This window comes from Cytobacillus firmus NBRC 15306, assembly GCF_001591465.1.
Classification (GTDB): domain Bacteria; phylum Bacillota; class Bacilli; order Bacillales; family Cytobacillaceae; genus Cytobacillus; species Cytobacillus firmus.
Genome location: NZ_BCUY01000014.1, coordinates 42,985 through 68,388, shown reverse-complemented (window position 1 = coordinate 68,388; position 25,404 = coordinate 42,985). Strand labels below are relative to the sequence as shown.

Here is a 25,404-nt window from a genome sequence, read left to right as displayed (position 1 = left end):
GTCGATTCCAAACCATGGAATCGACTTTTTAAATCCTTAATCACAAATAGAGTTTTATTCCTTGCCAGTCCATTTATATCCAACACCCCAAACGGTTAGTAAAAACTCATCCGCGGGAAATCCTGCCCTTCTCAACTTTTCCCTAATATTTCTAACATGCGAATCAATCGTACGGTCTTCAATTGATACTCCATATCCCCAAACCGATTCAATTAAGTGATCTCTGGAGAAAACCTTGTTTCTGTTACTTATAAATAACTGGACCATCGCAAACTCCTTAGGTGTGAGCAAGATCTCTTTATCTTCAAAATAAAGTTCATAAGAAGCTGGTTTAAGTAATAGGCCTTTAAATGAGAGGAATTCTTCTTCTGTTGTAGTTCTTCTAAGTACGGCTTCTATCCTTGCTACAAGTACTTCTTCATCAAATGGTTTCAAAATATAATCATCTGCGCCTATTTTTAACCCTTTAACGATATCAGGCTTCTCACTTCTGGCCGTGAGCATGATAATCGGGATATCCCTAATTTTCTTGAATTCTTTGCATGCTGTCCAGCCATCCATTTCAGGCATCATCACATCTAACAATATTAAATCGGCATGATTTGTTTCTATATACGTTATTGCATCTACCGCAGATGACTTTTTAACACATTTATAACCTAATGGGGTTAAATAAAGCGCAAGTAGATCTAACATTCTGGATTCATCATCAACTAATAGTATCGTTTTCAATGCTATCTGCTCCTTTAAAGACTAATTCAAATTCAGTTCCGATGCCTTCCTTGCTTTTTACTGAGATTGTCCCACCATGAGCAAGGACAAGCTCCTTTACTATGGCAAGCCCCAAACCTGTTCCTCCTAAAGATCTCGTTCTGGACTTATCTACTCGATAAAAGCGGTTTAAAATATAAGGCAGGTCTTCTTCAGGTATTCCTTTTCCATTATCTCGAACCTTAATACTGACATCCTTCTTTTTGCTGCTGACAGCAAGGATTGTTTTGCCTCCAGATGGAGAGTATTTAATAGCGTTATCCAGCAAGTTAAAGATGATTTGCTCAAGTCTGATAGGATCAGCCATAATATATACTCCTTCTGGACAAACTACTTCAAAATCCATTTCTTTTTCGTGGAATGCAGGAGAAAACTTTTGCTCAATTTTCGTAATAAAGTCAGTTAAGTCTATTGCTTTTTTTGTATTATAAATGAATTTTTGTCCATTTTCGCTAGGTCGAAAAGGTCCTTAATTAAATCAGAAAGGCGATTCGCCTCCTCATGAATTATATTTAAATATTTGTCACGGTCCTCATTGGATAAATTGCGTTTATGAACAATATCTGCATAGCCCTTAATATAGGTGAGGGGGGTCCTTAATTCATGAGAAATGCTCGCTAAGAAATCGTTTCGCTCTAGTTTTAAATAATTCAAGTCGCTGGCAAGCTGAGAAATAGAATCTGCTAAATCCCCGAGTTCGTCATTCCTGTTCTTTGGGAGTGAAATTGTAAAATCTCCCTTGCTAATTTTGGAAGTAGCTTCCTTCATTTTTATTAAAGGTTTTGCAAGTCCTTTAGAAAGAAAAATGATAACAATCAAGGTTAAAAAAACCGCTATTAATCCTGTTAATATAAAATGTTTATTAATTCTTTCAATTAAAGAATGTATTGATTCTGTTTCTTGAAACATAAAAACCTTGCCAGATGTTTTGCCATCTAAATCTATTGGACTAACTGTTGAGATAAACTTTCCCTCTTTCCAGTTATTATCAACAACCTCTCCACCTCGAGGGATATCTGAGTCTGACCTGTTAATATGGTCTTGAACCTCATAGCTCTTTACTGATGAACCAAGAATCTTACCATTCATATCAGTGATAACGACATCGGTATTTGCCTCCGATTCCATTAAAGTTACATGAGATATTGTATCTGTATCAAAGTGTTTTTCCAGTATATCCCTGTGAGCGTTGCCTCTTGTCTGCAAAGATAGAAACTCTTCTTCTATCCTTGAATCCACAAGGGCTGAATGTAAAAAGAAAAACATAAAAATCTCAAGGCTAAAGTTAATTAGAAAGAATACTATTCCAAGCTTAATCGAAATTTTTGTCAATTAATTCACCCGTTTCTCAAGAAACTGCTAATTTAAATTATATTTCTTAAATTTGAAGAATTTATGCAGAATGAGACATATTTTAATACTGAGAACTTTTATATTTTTAGTGTTTAATTAAAGTCTATTCAAAATCTCGAGAATCGAACTATTGACAACTTAATCTAATTTACTTAATATTATGATTAGTTATTTTATTTTGAATATTTGAAATTATATTTATCAATTCATATATAGTCTACAGTTATTAGTTGAATTAAGGGGGCTATATCGAATTTCTTTATGCATTATGCATAGGTTATTCGATATGCCTCCTTTTTTATTATTAAATTAGATATTGGAGGTGATATTGTTAGAAGTTTCATAATAACAAGAGTTTCCGCTGTTTAAAAAGAAGATAGGGGGATATGTGATGATTAAATTAAGAAGTCGAATTGTATTTCTAACCTTCTTTTTTGTAATTACCTTACTTATAAGTGCATGCAGTAATAATAGTCAGGTGAATAACCAGACAGATAATGAAAACAAGGATGCGAAAACAGATTCCACCAAAGAACAGGTGATTACAGTAAATGCCTTATCTGAACCACCCAGTCTCGAACCTGCTTTAATTGATAACCAGGTTGCTGGGGATATATCAAACCAATTATTTGAGGGCCTCGTTCGTTTGGATAAAGAAGGAAAAATTGTTCCAGGTGTGGCTGAAAGATGGAAAACTTCAGATGATGGGACAATTTACACGTTCTACTTAAATAAAGATGCGAAATGGTCAAATGGTGATCCAGTGACTGCTCAAGATTTTGTCTATTCCTGGGAAAAGGTATTAAGGCCTGAAGTAGCCTCTCCGCTAGGAAGTAATTTATTTTTTATCAAAAATGGAGCAGCATATAATGAAGGCTCGTTAAAGGATCCTGCTGAGCTTGGTGTTAAAGCTGTAGATGAATATACCCTTGAAGTTACTCTAGAAAAACCAACTTCCTTCTTCTTGGGACTAACAGCCTTTTTCACCTTATTACCAATCAATGAAGAAGTTGATAAAGCAAATTCGAAATGGGCATCAGAAGCTGACACCTTTGTTTCAAACGGCCCCTTTACAATTGAGAGTTGGAAGCACGGACAAGAATTAGTAATGGTACCTAATGAAAACTATTGGGGGAAAGATGTTGTTAAACTGGATAAGCTAAAGTGGGTAATGGTGAATGAACAAAATACTGAATATGCAATGTACCAATCAAATGAGCTTGACTTTTCTACAAACCTACCAAATTCGATAAGAAATAAATTAATTTCTTCTGGAGAGGCAAATACTGCACCAAGTGCAAGTTTAGCTTACTTACGTTTTAATCATAAAAATGACGTTTTCGCGAACGAAAAAATACGCCAAGCATTAGGTCTAGCGTTGGATAGAAATCTTTTAGTTGAAAAAGTAACACAAGGAGGAGAAATTCTAGCCTTAGGTTTAATTCCAATTGGATTGAGCAGCGGTGCAGGAGAATTTAGGGATTTAGCGGGAGAATCCTTGTTTAAGGATAATGATGTGGAAACAGCAAAACAAAAGCTACAGGAAGGGCTAGATGAATTAGGCCTCTCCTCGTTACCGAAAATCAATCTACTATTCTATACCGATGATACGTACAATAAGCTTTCACAAGCAATGCAAGAAATGTGGAAGAAAAACTTAGGGATAGAAGTTGAACTCCAAACAATGGAGCGTAAAGTATTTGTTCAAAATATTCAAGCAGGGGATTATCAACTAGCAATTTACAGTACAGGTGCGGACTATGATGATGCAAGTAATTTAATGGGACAATTCATGACAGGGGATGTTTATAACTATAGTAATATCTCTATTCCCGAGTACGATCAATTAATGAAAAAAGCAGAAGCAGAATTGAATTTGGAAGAGCGTGCTCAGTATTTGGTGGATGCAGAAAAAGTTCTGATAGACCAAATGGCCATTTCACCTCTTTATTATAGGACGAAGGTATATCTGCAAAAGGATAATATTGAAGGAATCTTTCAATATACTATCCAAGCCATTGATTTCCGGGAGGCGTATGTGAAGTAAAGAAAAAAACATTCAATCGCTGAAAGAGTGTACTAAAAGTACACTTTTTCAGTTGTTATCAGACAGGTCCTGCTACAGGAAAATAGGAGGGGAATTATGCGACAATTTCTGGTTAGGAGGATTATTAGTGTTTTTGTGACACTATTCGTTATTATTTCACTAACCTTTTTATTAATGTATGCCATACCAGGAGATCCTTTTACAAGTGAAAATCGCATACCTGAACAGGTAGTCGAAAACTTAAAGGAGCATTATGGGCTTAATGATCCAATGTTAATTCAATATATAAAATACCTAAAAGGAGCCCTATTATTCGACTTCGGTCCTTCAATCAAATGGGATAATCAAACAGTAAATGAACTAATTGCAAGTGGTTTTCCAGTTTCGGCCATGATTGGTCTACAAGCCATTCTTATTGCAACTTTTTTTGGCATTCTATTAGGAATATTTGCTGCTATTCGCCACAATAGTGCTATTGACTATTTTTCTATGATTATCGCAATTCTTGGCCTTTCTGTTCCCAGTTTCATATTCGCTACAGTTTTAATCAACTTTTTTGCAATTAAGCTACAATGGTTCCCGGTTGCAACATGGGGGACCTGGAAGCATTCCGTATTGCCAAGTGTTGCTCTCGCCGTTACACCAATGGCATATATTGCCCGCCTAACTCGATCGAGCATTCTTGAAGTTTTATCTATGGATTATATCCAAACTGCAATGGCAAAGGGCGTAACCGGTGTCAGATTCGTATTTAGGCATGTGCTTAGAAATGCTATGATTCCAGTTGTAACAATACTGGGACCTATAACAGCCACTGTATTGACAGGAAGCTTTGTTATTGAACAGATTTTCGGTGTGCCTGGATTAGGCAAGTATTTTGTGGAAGGAATTACAGATAGAGATTATCCATTAATCTTAGGGACAACGGTTTTTTATAGCGCTATCTTAGTGTTCTTTATTATATTGGTTGATATCGCCTACGTTCTGATTGACCCAAGAATAAAACTAATGAAAGGGAGGAGATAGCAGATGCAGCCAGTGAGGGATGAACTCTTTGTGTTTAAGAAAAAAAACAAAGAGGAGGATTTACTAAGTAAACCGAGTGTCTCTTTTTGGAAAGACGCATTGGGGAGACTAAAACATAACAAATTGGCTATGACAGGACTTGGAATCATAATCTGTTTAATCACGATGTCCATTATAGGTCCCTTGCTTGTACCTTATTCATATTCAGACCAAAGTCTGCTAAATGCTAATCTCCCTCCATCAACAAATAATTGGTTTGGAACAGATGATTTAGGAAGGGATATATTTTCAAGGACTTGGGTAGGCGCCCGAATTTCCCTCTTTATTGGGATAACAGCGGTTATATTAGACTTAATAATAGGTGTTATATGGGGAGCAATTGCAGCTTACAAAGGTGGAAGAACAGATGAAATCATGATGAGAATCGTAGATATTCTTTATGGACTGCCTCATTTGCTTGTAACAATTTTATTAATGGTCGTATTAAAGCCAGGTTTACTTACAATTATTATAGCGATGGCTGCCACTGGATGGATAGGAATGGCACGTTTAGTTAGAGGGGAAATTCTAAGATTGAAAGAGTCTGAATTTGTATTAGCATCACAGGTATTGGGAGGAAGTTTTTTCAGAGTACTTTTTAAACATCTTATTCCGAATGCTATGGGTCCGATCATTGTAAGCATGACATTATCTGTTCCTGGTGCCATATTTGCAGAGGCAACATTAAGTTTTTTAGGACTTGGTGTGCCGGTTCCGCTTGCAAGTTGGGGAACTATGACGTCAGAGGGCCTTGTCACTTTATTAACAGGTGAAACATGGAGACTATTTTTCCCTGCATTGTTTATTTCCTTAACTATGTTTTCATTTAATGTACTTGGAGATGGTTTAAGAGATGCCCTAGATCCTAAGCTAAAAAAATAAAGATACCTCATAGTTTAATTCATATATTAGGGGAGGAGATAAATGTGAACAGACTGCTTGAAGTGAAAGACCTTCACGTTAATTTTAATTCTAAAAACCAGCATATCCAAGCTGTCCGCGGGATTTCCTTTCATGTCAATAAAGGGGAAGTTCTTGCTATTGTGGGTGAATCAGGTTGCGGGAAATCAGTTACTGCAAAAAGCATTATGAAATTGCTGCCTGAGAAATCTTGCACCATTCCAAAGGGATCCATATTGTTTAACGGTGAAGAAATCACAACAATGAAGAAAAAACAGTTATCGAAGATTCGAGGGGCAAAGATAGGAATGGTTTTTCAAGATCCAATGACCTCATTAAATCCGACAATGAAGGTTGGCGACCAAATCGCAGAGGGCCTCATTATTCATAAAGGCTACAGTAAAAAGTTGGCACGCGAAAAAGCAATTGAAATTATAAAGCAAGTGGGGATACCCAACCCTGTACATTGCTGTACCAAATATCCTCATCAACTCAGCGGAGGAATGAGGCAGCGAATTGTCATAGCTATGGCGCTGATCTGTGAACTAACAGACCTTTTCTACTTGGCAACTGCAATTCGCCAAATTTGATGGTAAAATTATGAAAAAAGCAATAGGTGGAATGGAGGGGTATATTTGAGGAGAATTTCACCTTTGAGGACAGGTGTGCTTCTGCTGGCCATGTCGTTTACACTGGCTGCCTGTTCAGAAAAAGAGGAATCGAGTGCGGTGCACGATAAAGAATCTGCAGTTGAGGCAGAGCTTATTTACTCGTTTGAACATCCGGAGACAATGCAGAAGTTCAAAATTGTTAATGCTTATAAGCTATTCGACAGTTACGCGGATAGAGTAGAAAAGGCAGAGACCAGCTCAAAGTATTCAATTTATAAAGATGAAGTCATTTCTCCTGTTTATGATAAATGTTTCGAAGACGGGGAGTACATTCATATGGCGGACCCGATATTGGATAAAGCACCTGAAAATTTAAAGGAAATTCAGAGCGTTATTGAGAAGATTAATGAAAACAAAACAAATGAGATCATTAAAGAGGCTCTGCTGAAGTCTTCAGGTATTTTACCGGGTAAGAGAGAAACGGTTGTTTGTGTATTTCCAGTTGAGCTTTCTGAGGATACGCCTCTTATGGTAAACGCTGGAGCCGGGAAAATAACTGTTTTCTTCAATAAATACTATACCGGGGAAACTATCAGGATGGGTATCGCTCATGAATACCATCATAGTGTTTGGACCGAAGAGTTTTATGATGGAAATCTGGACGTAATAGTTTTGGATAATCTAATATTCGAAGGAAAAGCAGTCATGTTTGAAAAGCTGGTTTATCCTGATATTCGGCAGCTTACTCCCATCAATCAAAGTTTTAATAAAACCAATTGGTCCAAGATTGAAAAAGACTTAGATAAGGTGGATGGATATCGATCCAGCCAAATTATTATGGGCGGCGGTGAGCTTCCGCTCCATTATGGTTACAGTGAAGGCTACAAAATGGTCGATTCTTATCTTAAGCTGCATCCTGGCAGCACTCCGAAAGAGTGGACAGCCTTGGGGGCTGAAGAGATCTTTCAAGAAGGGCAGTATGTAAAAAATTATCAGTAGCACTGCTGAGGAGTAAGTGTGATAAGAATGCCTTTTGAAAGACTGGCATAAAAACATCCCGATTTTTGGCTAAAAGCATTTAAACATGGCCGATAATGTAAAGGAATCAATGGATTGAAAGGGTGAGAGAGATGACTTATGAAGAAATTATGCAAAAGCTTGAGGAGCTTGGGTCTGATCAGACGAAACGGATCTTCATGAATCATGGGGTGAAGGAGCCTTATTTTGGCGTGAAGGTTGGAGATTTAAAAAAGCTGGTGAAGTTTGTAAAGAAGGATCACGGGCTGGCACTTCGATTATATGAATCAGGAAATCATGATGCGATGTATCTGGCAGGACTATCTGTCAATCCGAAGCTAATGACAAAAGAGACTTTACAGGAATGGGCTGAAAAAGCCTATTGGTACATGATTGCGGAGTATACAGTTGCCCAGGTAGCAGCGGAAAGTGATTATGCTCTTGATTTGGCCCGCGAGTGGATCAAATCTGAGGATGAAATGGTTTCGGTGTGCGGCTGGAGTACCTATTCCAATTATTTATCCACAACACCTGATGATGAGCTAGATGTCAATGAAATAAGAGAGTTATTGACTCAAGTTAAAAATACCATTCACGATGAAAAAAACCGCGTAAGGTATGTAATGAACGGCTTTGTCATCTCTGTGGGCTCTTATGTACAGGAGCTGAATGAGGAAGCGAATAATGTTGCTGCGCATATCGGAAAAGTGCATGTGGATGTCGGAAACACAGCCTGCAAAGTGCCTTTGGCCAAGGAATATATCGAGAAGGTCGAATCGAAAGGCCGGGTTGGGATTAAGCGGAAGACTTGTATATGTTGAGAATAGCTTTGAACAAAAAAACTGGGGAAAATTTAACGCAATAAACTAATGCAGCAGATTTAGTTGAGTGCTAAAGTGACCTGGGATAGCTGAGGCACGTTAAATGAGCTCAAAAGGTAATGCTTCTGAGCTCATTTGATTTTTACTGAGTTTTCGTTTCTGAATATTCTTTTTCCGTTCCATCAGGGAATTTTACTTCCAATTCGAATGTTTGGTAATTGTCATCAACTGAAAATGCATCCTTTACCTGGTTAATGACCTCTTGATTTTCTGTATTTTGATCAAACGAAAGTCCCTCAAAAAATGGAGTAAGCTTCTCCATCGCTTCATCTGATGTTAACTTCTTGTCAGCAAGGTCATCCAGATATGCAGATAGACAAGAGGGCAATTCATGATCTGATTGCCGGGACGTATGTTAGCAGGGAACAGGTATAGGATGTTATCCCTCGGAAAGGGGCAATGAAAAAGCCTGTCTGCAACATTCGTTTTCGGGTGCTTTATTTATGGCATAAAGAATGACGTGTGAATTGGCACACATCATTTTCCTTATTTAATGAGGTTTTTAGCCTCTAATATCGTTTTTGACATAGCAATTAACATTATATTTTATATTGAAAGTAAGTATGAAAAAATAGGTGCCTAGTGTAGTAAATAGATCAAAATTATAAAAAAGACCACCGTTTTCAATGTAAAATGGAAGTACCTATCACAGAACTTCCAATTACTAAACCTCACCACAAGGAGTTGAAAACGATGGTATATACACCATTCAATCATATTCAAGGGAAAAACGGAAGTCGATGGGCTAAGTTTATTCGGGAAACAGGAGCTGATCATCTATTAATTGTGGCAATAGACGCAGCTAAGTTTACACATAAGGCAATTTTGAGTTCCTTCTATGGAGATATCTTGGTTCGACCGTTTGATTTTGATGCATCGCTTTCTGGCTTTGAGTTGGTTAAGAAAAAGATAGAAGAAGTGATGAATGCTCATGAAATAGAAGAAGTGGTTGTGGGCATTGAGACAACTGGTCATTATTACGAGGATCTGGTCCGTCGTTGTCATCAGGAGGGCTATCATGTGCGTGTGGTGAATGCAGCCACTACATCACAGGAAAGACAAGCTCTTTTAAATTGGTCGAAAACAGACAATCTAGACTTGATGGCCATTGTCCAATCTATTATTCATGGGAGGGGGACATCTAGTGAACTGCCCTCTGGGTCGGTTCATAATTTGCAAAAATTAACACGTTCCCGCAGGGAATTAGTTGATGAGCGAACAGCTACTCAAAATCTAATTCGCGTCCATTTAGATCATGTATTTAGAGAAATGCAGGGGAAAAGTATATGGAAAAACGGAAAACGTGAATATGTAAAACCTTTTTCCAGCCTCTTTGGGAAAGCAGCTCGCTATCTTATGAGGCACCACCCACATCCCAGTGACATTCTGAAACTGGGGAAAGAAGGCCTCCGTGCCCTTTCTATCCGCGAAAACCTGAAGCTGAGAGACCATTCCATTCAAATCCTTCTTGAGTTTGCCTCAAACTCTATATCTCGTTCCAAGGATAAGGTGGAGGCAGATATATTTCTATTAAATCAAAAACTGGATCGATTAGATTTATTAGACAATCAGATTCGGGTGCTTGAGAAAAAAATTGAAGACCTGTTTATTCAGACAGAAGGTGCTGTACTTCTTACTGTACCTGGAATTGCCGTTAACACTGGGGCAGAGTTATATGCGGAGATGGGAGATTTATCAGATTTTGATCATGCTGGACAATTGATTAAGCTGGCAGGAACCAACCCTATTGTGAAACAGTCTGGAGGAAAGAGGCCTTCGCATTATAAGATCTCTAAACAGGGAAGGCGGACGTTTCGCAATGTTACTTACCAAGTAGGAAGATCACTTTCTGTTAATAATCCAGCATTGAAAGAGAAATATATAGCCTTAAAAGAGCGTGGAAAGCACCCAAATCAAGCATATATTGCAATAGGGAATAGAATGATTCGTCTCGCCTTTTCCATGATTAAAAACCAAACCCTCTATCAAACGAACCAAGAAAATTATGTATTATTAACCGAATTAAAAAAGAAACTGCGTGCAGCCAATGTCCAACTCTTTTATGATCGGTATGTTTTATCGAATGCCCTTTCATCTGCTTAAGTAATATTGATTTCTTTATGGATTAACGAAATATGACTTAAATAAAAATGGAGCTCATCTAGGACGTTAGATCACATAGGATTATGGTGCCTGAGGCGAAGAGACCTCGCGGGTCAGCGTTATGGATCTTGTCCTTCAAATACGAATAATACGTAAAAAGTGGAGTTTATACTTGCTAGGCGGTATCCCTGTAGGATGAAAAACAAGATCCTTTCACGTTCTAGAGGAGTTCTATTATAAATTCTGTGATAGTTGAACTTTTCAAAATTTGGAAATTGAGAGTTCTGCTTAAGGTCGGTCTTTTTTATCTTAATTGGACCCTTGACTTATTTGCCATTATACGCTGACCTCACATCTGCTAAGACTTTAAAGCAGGTGGGGACAGGCACCATTCTTTGGAAGCTCTGCCCGCAAAGTCCCTTTGGCCAAGGAATATATTGAGAAGGTCGAATCGAAGGGACGGGGTGGGATTAAGCGTTGGGATGCTAAAAAATATCTATAGGCACATTAATGGGACACTCCGTTGGTTAAGAACATTGGCAGAAGGAGAGGTTATATGGCATTCTTGCAGTCCAGTTTATTAAAAATAATATTGGTTCTTTTCTTGTTCACTTCTTTTAGTTATTTGCCTGAAAATTCGGCTTCAGCTGAAGAAGACATCGAAGCAAAAATTGAGAAGGCAATAAAGGATTACCTGGAAGACTATCAAGTTCCGGGGGCTTCAGTTGCCATAGTGCATAATAATAAACTATTTTTTTCAAAATCATGGGGAGTTACTGGAGAAATAAAGGAGGAGGTTACAGAACAAACTCCTTTTACGATTGGCTCCATAAGCAAATCGTTAACGGGAATGGCCATTATGAAATTAGCTGATAATGGAACCATCCGCCTGGATGCCGGCATTCAAGAATATCTTCCGTGGTTGAAACTGAACAATGGGAAAGCTGCCGAAATCACAGTGGAGCAATTGCTCACGCAGACAAGCGGATTAAGTACCTATGACGGGCTTGCACTATCTGATAAAGAGTTAACAGGCAGGAATGCTATTAAGAATCAAGTCAAGAAATTGTCAGAAGTTGGAATGACTGCTGCGCCTGGTGAGAAGCATCAATACAGCAATGCCAATTTCTTAATCTTGGGTGCAATGCTTGAAGAACTAACAGGAATGTCCTATGCAGAGTATATGGAACAGCAGATCTTTCAGCCTTTAGGGATGAAAGATGCTTCAGCCAATAAGGAGGGAGCTTATAAGAAAGGATATCTCAGCGGTTATCAATCCTGGTTTGGGATGCCGGTGAAAAGTTCTGCAGCCTATGATGATGCTGGCGCACCCTACGGATACATTACGGCCAGTTCTGCAGATATGGTTCAATTTGTAAAATTATTGAGCGGGAAAGGGCCGGATCATTTTATCAGTGATAAAACTTTGGATTTATTTATGACACCGCAGGTTCAAACAGGAGAAGACCGATATTATGGTTTAGGAATCCGCATATCCAACCCGGATACTCCCAAAGAAATGATCTGGCACTCTGGTTCTACCCCTGATTCGCATGCAGAAGTCTTTTATATTCCGGAAACCGGCTGGGGCGGCGTGATTCTGACAAATAAGAATCATATTTTAGAGGAAGAAGGGCTTTATTATTTGAAGGATCATATTATTAGTCTATTAAAAGGCGATGAGCCTGAAGGAGTTCCTAATCATAGTGTGACCATACAATACATTATGTTGGGATTTGTCCTGCTGCTGGTTATACTTTCAATTTTTCTCGGGAAAAGATTCAGAACCCGAAAATATTTAAAAAAGGGGACAGGACTTTTCTTAGGTTTTCTTTTTACTGGCCTGTCAGCAGCGTTAGTCCCTCTTTTCACATTTAGCACATCTTCGCCTTGGCATTCCATCTCTGTCTTTGCGCCTGACATTGCTCTTTTAACGATTTTGGCAATAATTATGCTGGCCATAAATGGGCTGCTGCTGATTAGAATAATTCTTAAAAAAACAAGGTAATGAAAATGCCTGTCTAAACCAGTTAGACAGGCATTTATTATACGTTCACTGCATTTTTCCCTGCTTTCCGGGCTGTCGTCACTTTCCATAAACCAAACCCTATTAACGCTCCGATAATATTTAGAATGAAGTCATCAATATCCAAACTGCCCCTTCTTGTGACCAGCTGAATAATTTCCACACTAAGAATCATGACAATCATGGTAACTGTAAATGACTTAAGTCTGTTTAGCTTTTTAATAAAATAGGGCAGAAAAATTCCCATTGGCAAAAATGCAGCCACATTGCCGGCAAGGTTTTTTATAGGAATGATTAAATTCATACTTTCATTGGTCATAGCCAATATATACCCATTAATGGTTTTAAAGGGCACCAGGTTTGAGGATTGCTTCATATAGTCGATTAACGGCATGTCTGACCAGAATCCTCTCGATATAAAGAACAGTAATACGGTTAAGGCACATAAGTAAGAAAGAAAGCTAATTCCCATGATCAACCTTATTATCTTTTTCATTATTATCCCCGCTAAAAAATTGTCTTTGATAATAATAACATAATTTTTCCATATTCCACTCAAAAAACTAACTGCCAGTAGGAGAAAATGATACTGTGGGTTATGACGCAAGATAAGAGAAGTTTAGTCAATGTGAAAGAGGTAACCGTTAAAGGAAAAACTGTGGAAGGTATAATCAGCAGGAATTTCTTTGTATATTGGAGCAGGGTCCTGGGTGAATATGACTCTCATGAATGAGTGTTGGAAGTGGTTAAACAGATTCATAGAAAATCAGAGGATGAAGAAAATGGATCAACGGCCTTTTCTATGCCTGATAAGTAGAATTCAATAATATTTTGCCGTGTCTATTAGAAGCTGGGAGCGGCATTTTTTTTGATGAAAGTGGATGGTTAATTTTATATCAAATTGGATGGTTATCTATTGGCTGGTTTACGGTATTATTTAGTTATAGAAGTTTATTAAAATGTAAAAGAAGAGGTGCGCAGCATGGGAATAATGCTTGGGCTGGTTCTAATTATCTTAATTTTTGCTGTGGTTTCGACTTTGCTGCTGACAGGCAAGGCTGATGAGAACTATGGAAGTTCAACAAAACGGAACACAACCAATTTAACCTTAATATATGTGGTTATTATTTTTATCGGATTAGCTTCTCTCGGAGTTTATATTTGGCGGATTTAAATACAGATGGAGATGAAGAAAGATGACATGGCCAGTATTGGTACCTATTATTCTCGTTAGTCTGCTGAAAATCGTGCTGACCTGTATGCCGACCGGCACGGTTAATTGGCTGATCCGGAAATTTGAAACTCATTCCAGGCTTGATGAGAAAGAGGTTACAGTCACAATTGGTGATCATAGGCTGGAAGATAAGGAGAAACTTCGGTTTATCAATCAGTTCAATGAAGGAATATTTATTAAGAAACATTATATCCACCCTGGGAACGAACAGCTTTTTTTACAGCCGGAGAAGTGTGGAACCCCGATAGTTATCGAGTTTCTGGACAGAGATGACAAGCTGTTCATATTTAGTTATAAGGACCGTATTGATGTGGTCAAACAGCGCAGGAAAAAGGTCATCGCATATAGCCTGATTTCTGATAGCCTTCAAAACAGTTCGCTGGCAATCAATGCCAGTTAGACTAAGAATATTTAATGTTAGCCTAGATCCTTGGATCTAGGTTTTTCTTGTCTGCAGGAGGGGGGTAATTAACTGCAGCTCACCATGCTGATCATGCGTGTTGCTTGAATTCTGGTGACAATTGGAAATTAGCCATCTATACTAAATTTATAAAGTGATGGAAAGGAGGAGCGCCCTTCATGAAAATCGTGCTTGACATCGACCCGCTCAACGAAGAAACCTCGGTGACAATCCATTGCAAAGAAATCACCCCGGCTATCCAGGAGATCCTCGAGTACCTCAAAAGGAATGAAACCGGACTGATTGTCGGAAAGGATGGAGAGAATCAGCACTTAATAAAGCCTGATGAAGTTCAATATTTCCGTTCAGAAGGTGACTCAGTGACAGCTGCTACTTCAGAAGGGATTTTTAAAGTGAAAGAAAAACTATATGAACTTGAACAATCCCTCCCTTCCCACCGTTTTATCAGGATATCCAAGTCAGTCATAGCAAACCTTTACGCCATGAGCCATTTTGAGCCATCCTTTAACGGGACACTCTGTGTTCACTTTAAATCGGGGGAGAAGGAGTATGCTTCACGCCATTATGTCGGACGGATAAAGGAAATTTTAAGAATGAACAGGAGGGAGACGAAGTGAGGGCATTTTTGTACAGAAGCATGATCGGCATATTCTTTGGGGGATTCATTTCTACAGCTGCAGCTATAGCCTTAATTTATTTCGGCGGTCAACCCACGTTAGATGGGCAAAAGTTTATCATAAATGCATTGGGCTTTATTATCAGCGGCTGGCTGTTCACGGTTACTCCGCTTTATTTTGAAATCCGCTCACTTCGCCTGCCCATGCAGACAGCCCTGCATTATCTTACAGTCACGATTGTTTATTTCACATTAGGGCTTTGGATTGGCTGGATTCCGATCGGAGTAAAGAACTTTTTCATCTATCTTGCCATCTCACTATTGGTTTACGCGATTGGCTGGATCGGATTTTATCTATACTTTAAAAATGAATCGAAGAAGCTGAATAAGGATCTGGAGTGCCTCGAATGAGGGGTGTGCAATTACGAATTGTAAGTGCAAAAACGGTCATACAGCGGCTCTGCCATACGAGGAGAATATCATGGGCGTTTCGCAAATAGACATAAGGGAAAACAGTTTTTGAGGTGAGGATTCATGAAGATTAAGGCAATTAGTATTGCCGCTTTCCTGATTATTCTTTCAGCCTGCACCAGTGATCCTGCAATGACGGAAGAAACAGACGAGGGAAAAGTCCAGAGCAGCAATCAGGAAACTGGAAAACACGGAGACTGAAAATCACGAAGCAGCTCACGCCTAAGCTGGAATGAGGGAAGATGGGCATTTACATCACGGGCACAAACAGAAGATCCTGATAATCTCCTGACTGACTCCAAAAAAGTAGTTGAATTCTTAGAAAGCAGTAAGCTGCCGTCTCCTAAGATGTATGGAACCGGCAGATTTGACACAATCAGTGAGCATTCCCGGAATCAAATTCTTGTCTGGCAGGAGGAACGAACCGTCTATAAGATTGAGAAAGCCGAGGGAGCACTAAGGACATTGGAAATTGCAGCTTCTATCAAATAGAAAAACTGCCTGTTCACTTTAACATAAGTGTGCAGGCCTTATTTTTAAAACAGCCTTCACTGACTGATAATGAAATTTGCAAGTCGGAAGCTAATATGTGCATCTTATCATACTCTTCCTGCGTGTCGCCTTGCAATTGGTGTCATTTGGAAATGGCACCCTTATACTGATTATATAAAGATTAAAGGAGGATTCGGATGGAAAGTGTCATTTCTGTAAAAAATTTATCTAAAAATTTTGGTGCCACCCGGGCGATAAAGAATCTTTCTTTTACCGTTTATAAAGGGGAAATCTTCGGAATTATAGGACCGAATGGAGCAGGAAAAACGACAACACTTGAAATACTTGAGGGGATTTCCGTTCCGAGCGGGGGGGAGGTCGAAGTGCTTGGTCTTGTGCCCAGCAAGAAGCTGCGTGAATTAAACAAAAAAACCGGCGTGCAGTTTCAAGCCACTTCCATTCAGAAGAAAATGAAAGTAAAAGAAGCGCTGGATCTCTTTTCTTCCTTTTATGAAGGCCCAACGCAAAAAGATTATTTAATAGACTTGCTTGGTTTGAGAGAAAAAATGAACGTAAAGTTTGATGACCTGTCCGGCGGCTGGAAACAGCGGGTAACGCTCGCCTTAGCCACCCTGCATGAACCAGAGATTCTTTTTCTTGATGAACCGAGCATGGGGCTGGATCCTTCAGCTAGGAGGGAAATGTGGTCATTAATTCGGCTGTTAAGAGAACGGGGCAGCACCATTGTCGTGACCACACACTATATGGAAGAAGCTGAGCAGCTTTGTGATCGGGTGGCAATGATCTACAGCGGCCAATTGAAAGCACTGGATGCACCACGTGAGTTGCTAAATGAAGGGGCTGCTGACTGCCTGGCTTTTACGAGTTCCGGCCTTAGCCGGGAATATTTAAATTCCCTTCCTGGTGTTGAACGAGTGGAGAATAATCTGGACGATTTCAAAGTGTACTGCGATGATCAGCAGACAACAGCTTATCACATTTTCACTCATTGCCAGGAAAAGGGGATACGTCTGACGGGCTTTAAATTTGAGAAGGGCTCACTAGATGATTTATTTGTCCAGTACTTAGAAAAGGAGAAAATCGGATGAATGCCATTGTAAAACTCGCCAGCCTTGAAACGAAAATGTTCTTTAGGGACCGGCTAAGTATGTTCTGGACGTTCCTGTTTCCAGTAGTCATGATTTGGCTGTTCGGTTCCATGTTTGTGGGAGACAACATGAGCCAAAAGGCTTTTGCGGAATACTTTGTTCCTTCATGGATTGGCGTCAATATTGTGACCACTTCCTTTTTTACACTGGGAACTGTCTTAACCAATTACCGGGAAACAGGCGTATTGAGAAGATATCAGTCGACTCCGCTTCAGCCTTGGAAAATCCTCGCCGCCCATACCTTTCAAGGGACTGTCATCTTTGCCATATCCGCACTGCTGCTAATGGTCTTTGGCATGCTTCTCTATGATTTGGCCCTGCCGGCTTTTATCGGAAGTACGCTGCTCTCACTGCTGATCAGCATCCTGGCTTTTTTTCCGTTTGCTTTATTCCTTACATCCTTAGCTAAAAATGCACAGTCTGCAGCAGCCATCAGCTCCTTATTCCTGAATCTGATGCTGTTCCTCTCAGGAGCGACCTTTCCTCTTGAGATGATGCCAACGGTCCTGCAATATGCAGCTAAAATCCTTCCGCTTTATTATGTGATTCAATTGCTGAGGGGAACCTGGACGGAAGCGCCTATTACAGAATATGGGTTTGAAGCTGCTGTTTTAATAGGGATTGGGATTGTGTCTGTTGTACTTGCTGTGCGGTTCTTTCGGTGGAGCGGGAAGTAAGCCCTAAGAGATTGGGGCTTTTTTCATTTTATGATCATATTGAGTTTACAAATATTTGTTAATATTTATATAATTACTTAATTAAAGCTTTAAAGGTGGTTATGAAAATGGAAATCTATCAAGCTTCAATGAAGGATCTAGAAGGAGTTTCCGCTTTATTTAATGTTTATATCGTGTATTTTACAAACAAGCACCCGGTTTGGAAGCAGCAGCCGTTTACAAAAAAGAACGTTTAGAGAAGAAGGATTCTGTCATATATGTGGTGAAGAAGGAAGAAAAGTACCTTGGATTTACTCAGCTTTACCCAACTTTTTCATCTATATCTATGAAAAGAGCCTGGATCTTAAATGACTTGTATGTGGATGCAGAGGCAAGGAAACAGGGAATAGGGGAAAAGCTCATAGACAAAGCGAAAGAGCTCGCTGCTGAAACAGGGGCGGTAAGTATCAGCCTTAGTACGGCTCCTGATAATTTCTCTGCACAAAGAATCTATGAAAAAATCGGGTTTAAGCGGGATGAGCAATTTTATCATTATGAATTAAGCATCTAATGAAAATGAAAAAACGCCTGAAAAAACCAGGCGTTTTTTCATTATTTGAGATTTTTCAGAGCCTCAGCAAACCGCTTAATCCCTTCACGGATATTTTCTTCATTTTCCCTGGCAAACGTAAAACGCACGAATCCTTTCTCAGATCCCATGGTGGTTCCGGGAACATAGATGACACCCCGTTTAATTGATTCCTCAAGCAGCTGATTTTCATTGTGCTCTTTTTTGATCCGGCACCAAAGATGGATTCCGCCTTTCGGAATGCTGAATTCCACTTGGTCTTTCAGGAAATGATCCAGGCTTGAAATAATTGAGTTTCTCCGCTGTTCCAATTGCCTGGCCAGAAATTTTAAATGTGACTCAAAGCCTGCGGACTCAATAAAATCATTCGCAATCCATTGCGAATAGCTCCCATGGCCGAAATCCACCTGCTGCTTGGCATCTGATAATCGCTCAATTACCGATCTGGGGCCAATGATCCAGCCGATTCTAAGCCCGGAAGCGACAATTTTGGTCAAAGAACTAATATATAAAACAATGCCGTGGCGGTCCAGGGATTTGAGTGTATTCATTTTTTCACCGGTAAAGGGTGTTAGGCTGTAAGGATCATCTTCCACCACCGGAATCCCGTATTCAGAGGACAATTCAAGTATTTTTCTGCGCCTGTCTTCAGGAAGCAATGTGCCCGTTGGGTTTTGAAAAATAGGATTTAAAAAGATCATCTTTATTCGATGCTTTTTATATAAGGCTATAATATCATCAGGATTTACTCCATGCTTCCCTGTTTTTAAATAATAGGTTTTGACTCCGGCTGATTTATAGATTGGCAGGCTGTAGTGATAAGATGGATCCTCGATGGCAACAGAGTCCCCGGGTTTTAAAAGGCATTGGACGACAAGGTGCAGGGCCTGCTGGGCACCGGATGTAATAAGTATGGAAGAAGGGCTGGTGTCGATGCCCCGGAACTCTTTTACATGATCAGCCAGTGTACTTCTCAGAATTTCATTTCCCTGCGGGTGATCATACCCCAGTGTCCCGATAAAAGAGCGATTGGAAGTAATCTCTCTTAGCGAAGCCAAAGGAAAGAGGTCTTGAGAGAGTTCCCCGCTGGCCAGGTTGATCAGTTTTGTCTCTGCCAGTTCTTTATGGATCCTTTGTGTGACTGGCAAGTTGGGCAAAAAGGAGCCTGCTTCAATATACCGGTTCCAGCTTGGAATACGTCTTTTTGCCATTCCCCAAATATCCTTGCTTACCATCGTACCGCTTCCCCGATTACGTTCAACAATCCCGTTTGACTCCAATTCATCATATGCAGCAACAACCGTGCTTCTATTGATATCAAACTGTTTTGCTAATCCTCTTTCTGAGGGCAGCGGTTTGTCTGGCGGGAAGGTGCCATCTGCTATTCCGTTTTCTATATAAATCGCCAGCTGTTTATAAATAGGTGTTTTTGATTTTCTGTCAGGTTTCCAATTCAATTGAAACATCCTTTTCGTCAAATTGAACTTTATATTTATTATATCAGCCTTTCTTTAAAATATAGGGTTAAGGGATTTAATAAGAGTATGGGCTGTTCGATAAATAAAGCGCCCGGCTTAAATGCCGGACGCTTTATTCTTACTATTCAAGATTGGCATGCTTGCCATACATCTTTGTTGTATCCAACCTTTAGGTTAGGGAAAGCATCTTTCACTGCTTTTACCGCATGAAGACCTTCATTGGAGTACCTATTTCCACGATATCGATATGACCTCTACTTCCTTTACAAGCTCAATGGCTTCCGGAATGTTGACTAAATCTAAAGCTAATTGTAATTCCATCTATGCTCACTCCTGAATTTTTTTATTTGTTCTGCCGGTTTATACTCGTCCGGATCATTTTTTGAAGTCGCAATTGGGTATTACTATTACTAGCCTGGATCCTAAAGTCAAACTGAACAATTGCTAGTATATTATGTATGTCTAAATTATTAAAGTACGCACTTTTATTTTATATAGTGACTAAAAGTATACTATTGGTTATAATAGGCTTGGAGGTGAATTTGTATGTCACGAATGCAGGATAAAGTGTTTAACTGTGAAAAAGAACTAACGCTCTCCGTTATCGGCGGTAAATGGAAAATGCTGATATTGTGGCATCTGGGCAAAGAAGGAACCAAGAGATTTGGTGAATTAAAGGCTCTAATGCCGGGGATTACTCAGAGAATGCTTGTTAACCAATTAAGAGAATTAGAAGAAGATCTGATTGTAAAGCGCGAAGTCTATCCAGTCGTTCCTCCGAAAGTAGAATATTCTCTAACTGAACAGGGAAGAACGCTGATGCCTATTCTGGATGCCATGTATAAATGGGGGAAGAATTATATGGAAACGGTTGTCGAGGATTCTTCGGCAAGTAAAGAATCAATTAAATAATCTATACGTAACAGTATGCCAGGGAGAGTCTTCTCCCTGGTTTTTTGCATTCAGCAGGAGGTGGATATAATTAGTATACTTTTTTACACTATATTCTTTATATAACATTAATTAAATAAAAAGTGCGTACTTTTATTTATTGTTTGTAGGTTTTATACTAACTTCTGCTGCAGCAAAATAATGTACGTCATTTTGGGCCGATTAACCGGCAGCCCATATAACTTAACTTAACAAAATGGAAAGGGTGAGGAACATGTCAGGTTTACATGCCAGGCATCATAAAGTCTGCACAAAATGCATGTCATTTTCAGCCAATCATGAGGTTTGCCAAAAATGCGGCAATACAAATTTGATGAATCTTAAAATCACTGTACAATCCGGGAAGAACCAGAAAACGGTTAAGACAGGCACTGGCTAGCCGGCCTTGAAAGGAAAAGTTAAAAGGAAGGAAGAGAAACATGGATGCAATGACATTTGTACTGTTTGGGGCAACAGGGGACTTGGCGAAACGAAAAATATTCCCTGCTTTATTTAATTTATTTTTGGATCAAAAATTGCCGGATCCTATTTCGATCATAGGCGCCGGGAGAGGAGATCTTTCAGATGGCGCTTTTCAGGATCATGTTGAAGAAGCCATTAAGACATTTTCAAGAAACTCTATTAAAGATGCAACCAGCCTAAAAAAATTTATTGGATCCTTCCGCTATTGCCGTTTAGATGCAGGAAATGCCGATGAATATAAAGCACTTCTTGCCGTAGTAAAGCAGCGTGAAGGCGAATTGAAAATTCCTGAAAATCGCATGTTTTATCTATCTGTAGCTCCGGGATTATTTGATGTAATTGCTTTAAACATCAAAAACAGCGGTTTAGGCTCAACAAAAGGCTGGAAACGTCTGATTATCGAAAAGCCGTTTGGGCATGACTTAAAATCTGCTCAAAAGTTAAATGAAAATCTAAGCATGTCTTTTGAAGAAGAGGAGATCTTCCGTATAGACCATTACCTGGGGAAGCCGATGGTTCAAAATCTTGAAGCGCTGGGATTCGCAAATCCAGTCCTGCAGGCATTATGGAATAATCAGCATATTGCGAATGTCCAAATAACTGCCAGTGAAACGGTAGGGGTGGAAGATAGAGCTGGATATTATGATCAGGCTGGGGCCCTCCGTGACATGTTTCAGAATCATATGCTGCAATTGTTCATGATGACCGCTATGCAGCTTCCGAAGAAATTTAGTGCAGAAGACATCCGCTATGAAAAAAGAAAGGTTATGGAGTCACTTCGGCCGTTAATGAAGGAAGATGTTAAAAACCATGTGATTCGCGGTCAATATGGTCCAGGGGAAATCCACGGTGAAGCAACTGCCGGATATACAGAGGAACCCGGAGTAGACAAATCATCATCAACAGATACCTTTGCAGCAGCACGGATATGGATAGATGATGACAATTGGGGCGGCGTGCCCTTCTATATCCGTACAGGTAAAAGAATGAGAGAGAAATCTACCCGCATTGTGATTGAATTCAAAAATCCATTAAAGGATAGGTATAGTACGCAAAATTCTAAAACGGCACCCAACCTATTAGTGATCGAAATCAATCCGAATGAAAGTGTTACCTTTCAATTTAATAGTAAAAACCCTTTAAACAATGGAAGGATCGAGCCTGTTCATGCCGATTTTTCAGCTAAACAGGAAAACGTTCCGGAAGCTTATGAGCTTCTGATTTTTGATGCCATTCGCGGGGACTCCACCTTTTTTGCGCATTGGAATGAAGTAGAACTGGCATGGAAATGGGTAGAGCCTATTTTAGAGGCTTTTAAAGACAACTCGGTTCCGCTGCATTATTATCCATCGGGCTCAATGGGCCCTGACACTTCTTGTCAGTTATTAGCGGAAGATGGGTTTAAATGGTGGTAAAAGATTTAGGGGGAGGATATTTAAAATGAAAGTTGGATTAATTGGTTTAGGAAAAATGGGATTAAACCTGGGAAAAAATTTAATGGATCAAAAGTATGAAATTGCAGCCTTTGATGTAAATAAAGAAGCTGTAGAAGAAATGACGAACTACGGAGCCCAAGGGACTGCCAGCTTGAAAGAACTGGCAGAATCTCTTGAGAAACCAAGAGTTCTTTGGATTATGGTTCCTCATGATGTGGTGGATTCAGTCATTGAAGAGATTACACCGTTTTTGGACAGGGGTGATATCTTGATTGAAGCGGGCAATTCTCATTACAAAGAATCGATCCGCAGATACAGCCAGTTGAAGGAGTATGGCATAAGCTTTATGGATGCGGGAACATCCGGCGGCATGGAAGGCGCACGAAATGGGGCGTGCTACATGGTTGGCGGGGATCTTGAAGCCTGGAAGATTGTTGAGCCTTTATTCAAGGATACTGCAGTAGAAAACGGATATCTCTATGCTGGAAAAGCAGGGAGCGGCCATTTCTTGAAAATGGTCCACAATGGAATTGAATATGGAATGATGGCAGCCATCGGAGAAGGCTTTGAAGTGCTGGAGAAAAGTGAGTTCGATTTTGACTATGAAAAAGTAGCGAAAGTATGGAACAACGGATCTGTTATTCGCTCATGGCTCATGGAATTAACAGAACGCGCTTTTTCAAAAGATGCAAATCTGGATGAAATCAAGGGAGTTATGTATTCTTCAGGCGAAGGCAAATGGACCGTTGAAACAGCTTTGGATCTGCAGGCCGCAACACCGGTTATTGCCATGTCCCTGTTGATGCGCTATCGCTCACTAGACAATGATAGTTTTACGGGTAAAGTGGTAGCGGCCCTTCGCAATGAATTTGGCGGGCATGCAGTCGAGAAAAAATAACAATATAAATAAATTTTAATATGAAGGGGTGGAAATCATGAAAGTATTAGATGCAAAGATCATTCATACAAAATATGGCATTGAAACCTATATGGATCTTGTGAAAAATGTGGAGGCAAGAGACATTCATTTTCCATCAGAGCCGGCTCTTTATTACGAAATCACGGTAGGTGTAGAGTACCTTAGATTAAGAAAAGAAAAATATTATGACAGTGAAAAAAATTACTTTAAGATTCGCATGAATCTTAACATGGACTCAATCACTCTTAGCGAAACAAAGACAGAAAGCTTATTTGCCGTTAAGGATAAATGTGAGAGAGAAGCAACAAAAGAACTGGTGGGGGAGTGGCTGATCCAAACAAATGCTTTTAGACAAGCGATTCAGAAATTAATTGATGAAAAGAAAGTGGAAAATGTTCAAACAGAGGAAGACATAAAAAAAGTCTTAGGCACGATTAGGTTTTTGGAGAGAATACTTGAGATAAAACCTGAAGATGTTTTAAGCGCTAAATTTGATAGGAAGCTTGAGGTTTGCTGTTAAATAAAGAGTCCTTGGATTAGAACTTTTAAAAGCAAGACTGACTTCTGTGGCAGTCTTGCTTTAAAATGAACAATAAAAAAATCAAAAGTTAATTGTTGACTTATTCAACTGTAATGGATATCATTACAGTATATCCAGTATTACTTTTTATCCATGTCGATTTGGACTTGTAAATGATAACTTATACTTGAACAGTAACTGTAATGTTTATTATTACATTTTAAACATAAGGAGTGTTTTTAATTGGTGAATTTATTCTTATCATCAAGCTGCGGTTCCTGCCGGAAAGCCCGGGCATGGCTTGAGGAGCATCAAATAGAGTATGTTGAACGGAATATTGTAACAGATCCGCTTACAGTGGATGAAATTAAATCAATTCTTCGTCTTACAGAAAATGGGACAGAGGAGATTATTTCAACTAAATCAAAAACTTACCAGGATCTGAACGTGAATATTGATTCCATGCCGCTGAAAGAGTTATATCAATTAATTATTGATAACCCGCAAATGCTCCGCGGACCGATTATTCTGGATGAAAAAAGACTCCAGGTCGGCTTTAACGAGGATGAAATCCGCAGCTTCCTTCCACGGAAGTTTCGTACGTTTTCATACAATGAACTGCAAAGATTGGCTAACTAGACAGCGCAGTCTGTAAATTCTTGACAAGTCATTCTGTAACACTTAGTCTTACAGTACAGTATCAGAAGTATAGGAGGCCGGCCATGAATAGCGATTTTACTCTTGCCATTCACAGTCTAACTTATCTCGCTCTGCAGCTGGATCGCATGTCAACGAGCGATGCGATTTCTGAAAGTGCAGGTGTCCATCCGGTCCGCATCCGAAAAGTCCTGAGTTTATTAAAAAAACATGGATTTATTAAATCGAAAGAGGGATCGGGCGGCGGATTTATTTTTGCCCGGGATTTAAGTGAAGTGAATCTTTGGGATATTTATAAGATTACATCTGAAGGTGCACTGCAGCCGAAGTGTCCGGATTCAAATGAAGCGTGTGTAGTGGGTGCGAATATGCAAAGAGTTCTGGTCAGCATCTTTTTAGGTGCAGAGGAACATTTGGGTGAATATTTGAAGCACTATACCTTAAAAGATATTGTTGATCTCATCCATAAAGAAAAATAATTGGGAGCTTCCAGGCTTTCCAGCAGCTAAAATGTAATAAAAAATGTTACAGTTTTAAAAAACTCTTCTAAGAAGGTGAA

General features: G+C 39.4%; 26 protein-coding genes and 3 pseudogenes. 23 read left to right on the top strand and 6 right to left on the bottom strand.

Annotation, left to right across the window (positions count from 1 at the left end; genetic code table 11):
• Nucleotides 1-54: 54 nt before the first annotated feature.
• Both BFI01S_RS06600 and BFI01S_RS06595 read right to left on the bottom strand, forming a co-directional pair.
• Nucleotides 55-732, bottom strand: coding sequence for a response regulator transcription factor (locus BFI01S_RS06600; protein ID WP_019380917.1), 678 nt, complete (start codon nucleotides 730-732; stop codon nucleotides 55-57).
• Nucleotides 710-2,103 (bottom strand): annotated as a pseudogene (locus tag BFI01S_RS06595) (sensor histidine kinase). The gene BFI01S_RS06600 and the pseudogene BFI01S_RS06595 overlap by 23 nt, the downstream one beginning before the upstream one ends.
• Nucleotides 2,104-2,515: 412 nt before the next feature.
• Between BFI01S_RS06595 and BFI01S_RS06590 the strand changes: the two are divergent.
• From BFI01S_RS06590 to BFI01S_RS06565, 6 genes are all read left to right on the top strand, one after another.
• Complete coding sequence (locus BFI01S_RS06590) at nucleotides 2,516-4,171, top strand: peptide ABC transporter substrate-binding protein (RefSeq protein WP_061791893.1); 1,656 nt, start codon at nucleotides 2,516-2,518, stop codon at nucleotides 4,169-4,171.
• A 96-nt stretch (nucleotides 4,172-4,267) separates the two neighbouring features.
• The gene (locus BFI01S_RS22945) at nucleotides 4,268-5,197 is read left to right on the top strand and encodes an ABC transporter permease (RefSeq protein ID WP_061791892.1); all 930 of its coding nucleotides are present in this window, start codon (nucleotides 4,268-4,270) and stop codon (nucleotides 5,195-5,197) included.
• 3 nt (nucleotides 5,198-5,200) lie between these two features.
• Nucleotides 5,201-6,118, top strand: a complete 918-nt coding sequence (locus BFI01S_RS22940) for an ABC transporter permease (RefSeq protein WP_035332185.1) — start codon at nucleotides 5,201-5,203, stop codon at nucleotides 6,116-6,118.
• 44 nt (nucleotides 6,119-6,162) lie between these two features.
• Complete coding sequence (locus BFI01S_RS06575) at nucleotides 6,163-6,726, top strand: ABC transporter ATP-binding protein (RefSeq protein WP_235831119.1); 564 nt, start codon at nucleotides 6,163-6,165, stop codon at nucleotides 6,724-6,726.
• 45 nt (nucleotides 6,727-6,771) lie between these two features.
• On the top strand, nucleotides 6,772-7,746 hold the full coding sequence (locus BFI01S_RS06570) for a DUF2268 domain-containing putative Zn-dependent protease (RefSeq protein WP_235831118.1): 975 nt from the start codon (nucleotides 6,772-6,774) through the stop codon (nucleotides 7,744-7,746).
• A gap of 131 nt (nucleotides 7,747-7,877) precedes the next feature.
• A complete protein-coding gene (locus BFI01S_RS06565) occupies nucleotides 7,878-8,585 on the top strand; it encodes a DNA alkylation repair protein (protein ID WP_061791891.1) in 708 nt (235 codons plus the stop codon).
• A gap of 142 nt (nucleotides 8,586-8,727) precedes the next feature.
• On the opposite strand, the gene BFI01S_RS06560 is transcribed toward BFI01S_RS06565, so the two are convergent.
• Entirely contained in the window at nucleotides 8,728-8,973 is a 246-nt protein-coding gene (locus tag BFI01S_RS06560) for a YusW family protein (protein ID WP_061791890.1), read from the bottom strand.
• A 365-nt stretch (nucleotides 8,974-9,338) separates the two neighbouring features.
• On the opposite strand from BFI01S_RS06560, the gene BFI01S_RS06555 reads away from it, so the two are divergent.
• Both BFI01S_RS06555 and BFI01S_RS06550 read left to right on the top strand, forming a co-directional pair.
• Complete coding sequence (locus BFI01S_RS06555) at nucleotides 9,339-10,748, top strand: IS110 family RNA-guided transposase (protein WP_061791889.1); 1,410 nt, start codon at nucleotides 9,339-9,341, stop codon at nucleotides 10,746-10,748.
• A 556-nt stretch (nucleotides 10,749-11,304) separates the two neighbouring features.
• Nucleotides 11,305-12,756 carry a serine hydrolase domain-containing protein gene (locus BFI01S_RS06550; RefSeq protein ID WP_061791888.1) on the top strand — a complete coding sequence of 484 codons (1,452 nt, stop codon included), beginning with the start codon at nucleotides 11,305-11,307 and terminating at the stop codon, nucleotides 12,754-12,756.
• Nucleotides 12,757-12,793: 37 nt separating this feature from the next.
• Here the strand turns inward: BFI01S_RS06550 and BFI01S_RS06545 are convergent, their stop codons facing one another.
• Nucleotides 12,794-13,270 carry a VanZ family protein gene (locus tag BFI01S_RS06545; protein WP_061791887.1) on the bottom strand — a complete coding sequence of 159 codons (477 nt, stop codon included), beginning with the start codon at nucleotides 13,268-13,270 and terminating at the stop codon, nucleotides 12,794-12,796.
• A 486-nt stretch (nucleotides 13,271-13,756) separates the two neighbouring features.
• On the opposite strand from BFI01S_RS06545, the gene BFI01S_RS06535 reads away from it, so the two are divergent.
• The 8 genes and pseudogenes from BFI01S_RS06535 to BFI01S_RS06505 all read left to right on the top strand — a co-directional run bounded on the left by BFI01S_RS06535 (nucleotide 13,757) and on the right by BFI01S_RS06505 (nucleotide 18,404).
• Nucleotides 13,757-13,948, top strand: a complete 192-nt coding sequence (locus BFI01S_RS06535; RefSeq protein ID WP_035325451.1) for a hypothetical protein — start codon at nucleotides 13,757-13,759, stop codon at nucleotides 13,946-13,948.
• Between the two features lie 22 nt (nucleotides 13,949-13,970).
• Nucleotides 13,971-14,408 (top strand): YfmQ family protein, encoded by a 438-nt coding sequence (locus BFI01S_RS06530; RefSeq protein WP_061791886.1) that lies wholly within the window; start codon nucleotides 13,971-13,973, stop codon nucleotides 14,406-14,408.
• 179 nt (nucleotides 14,409-14,587) lie between these two features.
• The gene (locus BFI01S_RS06525) at nucleotides 14,588-15,046 is read left to right on the top strand and encodes a LytTR family DNA-binding domain-containing protein (RefSeq protein ID WP_061791885.1); all 459 of its coding nucleotides are present in this window, start codon (nucleotides 14,588-14,590) and stop codon (nucleotides 15,044-15,046) included.
• Nucleotides 15,043-15,456, top strand: a complete 414-nt coding sequence (locus BFI01S_RS06520) for a DUF3021 domain-containing protein (RefSeq protein WP_061791884.1) — start codon at nucleotides 15,043-15,045, stop codon at nucleotides 15,454-15,456. Before BFI01S_RS06525 ends, BFI01S_RS06520 begins: the two co-directional genes overlap by 4 nt.
• 123 nt (nucleotides 15,457-15,579) lie before the next feature.
• Nucleotides 15,580-15,717 carry a hypothetical protein gene (locus tag BFI01S_RS22935; protein WP_156478335.1) on the top strand — a complete coding sequence of 46 codons (138 nt, stop codon included), beginning with the start codon at nucleotides 15,580-15,582 and terminating at the stop codon, nucleotides 15,715-15,717.
• Nucleotides 15,718-16,205: 488 nt separating this feature from the next.
• Nucleotides 16,206-17,117: an ABC transporter ATP-binding protein gene (locus BFI01S_RS06515; protein WP_061791883.1), complete on the top strand. Its 912-nt coding sequence runs from the start codon at nucleotides 16,206-16,208 to the stop codon at nucleotides 17,115-17,117.
• Nucleotides 17,114-17,854: an ABC transporter permease gene (locus BFI01S_RS06510; protein ID WP_061791882.1), complete on the top strand. Its 741-nt coding sequence runs from the start codon at nucleotides 17,114-17,116 to the stop codon at nucleotides 17,852-17,854. Before BFI01S_RS06515 ends, BFI01S_RS06510 begins: the two co-directional genes overlap by 4 nt.
• A 107-nt stretch (nucleotides 17,855-17,961) precedes the next feature.
• A pseudogene (locus tag BFI01S_RS06505) lies at nucleotides 17,962-18,404 on the top strand (GNAT family N-acetyltransferase).
• Nucleotides 18,405-18,445: 41 nt separating this feature from the next.
• Here BFI01S_RS06505 and pdxR read toward each other — a convergent pair.
• Nucleotides 18,446-19,879, bottom strand: coding sequence for a MocR-like pyridoxine biosynthesis transcription factor PdxR (gene pdxR / locus BFI01S_RS06500; protein ID WP_061791881.1), 1,434 nt, complete (start codon nucleotides 19,877-19,879; stop codon nucleotides 18,446-18,448).
• Nucleotides 19,880-20,064: 185 nt separating this feature from the next.
• A pseudogene (locus BFI01S_RS22330) lies at nucleotides 20,065-20,221 on the bottom strand (orotidine 5'-phosphate decarboxylase / HUMPS family protein); the annotation flags it as partial.
• Nucleotides 20,222-20,446: 225 nt separating this feature from the next.
• On the opposite strand from BFI01S_RS22330, the gene hxlR reads away from it, so the two are divergent.
• The 7 genes from hxlR (at nucleotide 20,447) to BFI01S_RS06470 (ending at nucleotide 25,324) form a co-directional block, all read left to right on the top strand.
• Entirely contained in the window at nucleotides 20,447-20,812 is a 366-nt protein-coding gene (gene hxlR / locus BFI01S_RS06495; protein WP_061791880.1) for a transcriptional activator HxlR, read from the top strand.
• 253 nt (nucleotides 20,813-21,065) lie between these two features.
• Nucleotides 21,066-21,230 carry a hypothetical protein gene (locus BFI01S_RS22930; protein WP_156478334.1) on the top strand — a complete coding sequence of 55 codons (165 nt, stop codon included), beginning with the start codon at nucleotides 21,066-21,068 and terminating at the stop codon, nucleotides 21,228-21,230.
• A 40-nt stretch (nucleotides 21,231-21,270) separates the two neighbouring features.
• The gene (gene zwf / locus BFI01S_RS06490; protein ID WP_061791879.1) at nucleotides 21,271-22,728 is read left to right on the top strand and encodes a glucose-6-phosphate dehydrogenase; all 1,458 of its coding nucleotides are present in this window, start codon (nucleotides 21,271-21,273) and stop codon (nucleotides 22,726-22,728) included.
• Between the two features lie 25 nt (nucleotides 22,729-22,753).
• Nucleotides 22,754-23,647, top strand: coding sequence for a phosphogluconate dehydrogenase (NAD(+)-dependent, decarboxylating) (gnd, locus tag BFI01S_RS06485; protein WP_061791878.1), 894 nt, complete (start codon nucleotides 22,754-22,756; stop codon nucleotides 23,645-23,647).
• Nucleotides 23,648-23,684: 37 nt separating this feature from the next.
• A complete protein-coding gene (locus BFI01S_RS06480; protein ID WP_061791877.1) occupies nucleotides 23,685-24,188 on the top strand; it encodes a hypothetical protein in 504 nt (167 codons plus the stop codon).
• Nucleotides 24,189-24,431: 243 nt separating this feature from the next.
• Complete coding sequence (spxA, locus tag BFI01S_RS06475) at nucleotides 24,432-24,827, top strand: transcriptional regulator SpxA (protein WP_061791876.1); 396 nt, start codon at nucleotides 24,432-24,434, stop codon at nucleotides 24,825-24,827.
• A gap of 83 nt (nucleotides 24,828-24,910) precedes the next feature.
• Nucleotides 24,911-25,324, top strand: coding sequence for an RrF2 family transcriptional regulator (locus tag BFI01S_RS06470; RefSeq protein ID WP_061791875.1), 414 nt, complete (start codon nucleotides 24,911-24,913; stop codon nucleotides 25,322-25,324).
• Nucleotides 25,325-25,404: the final 80 nt, after the last annotated feature.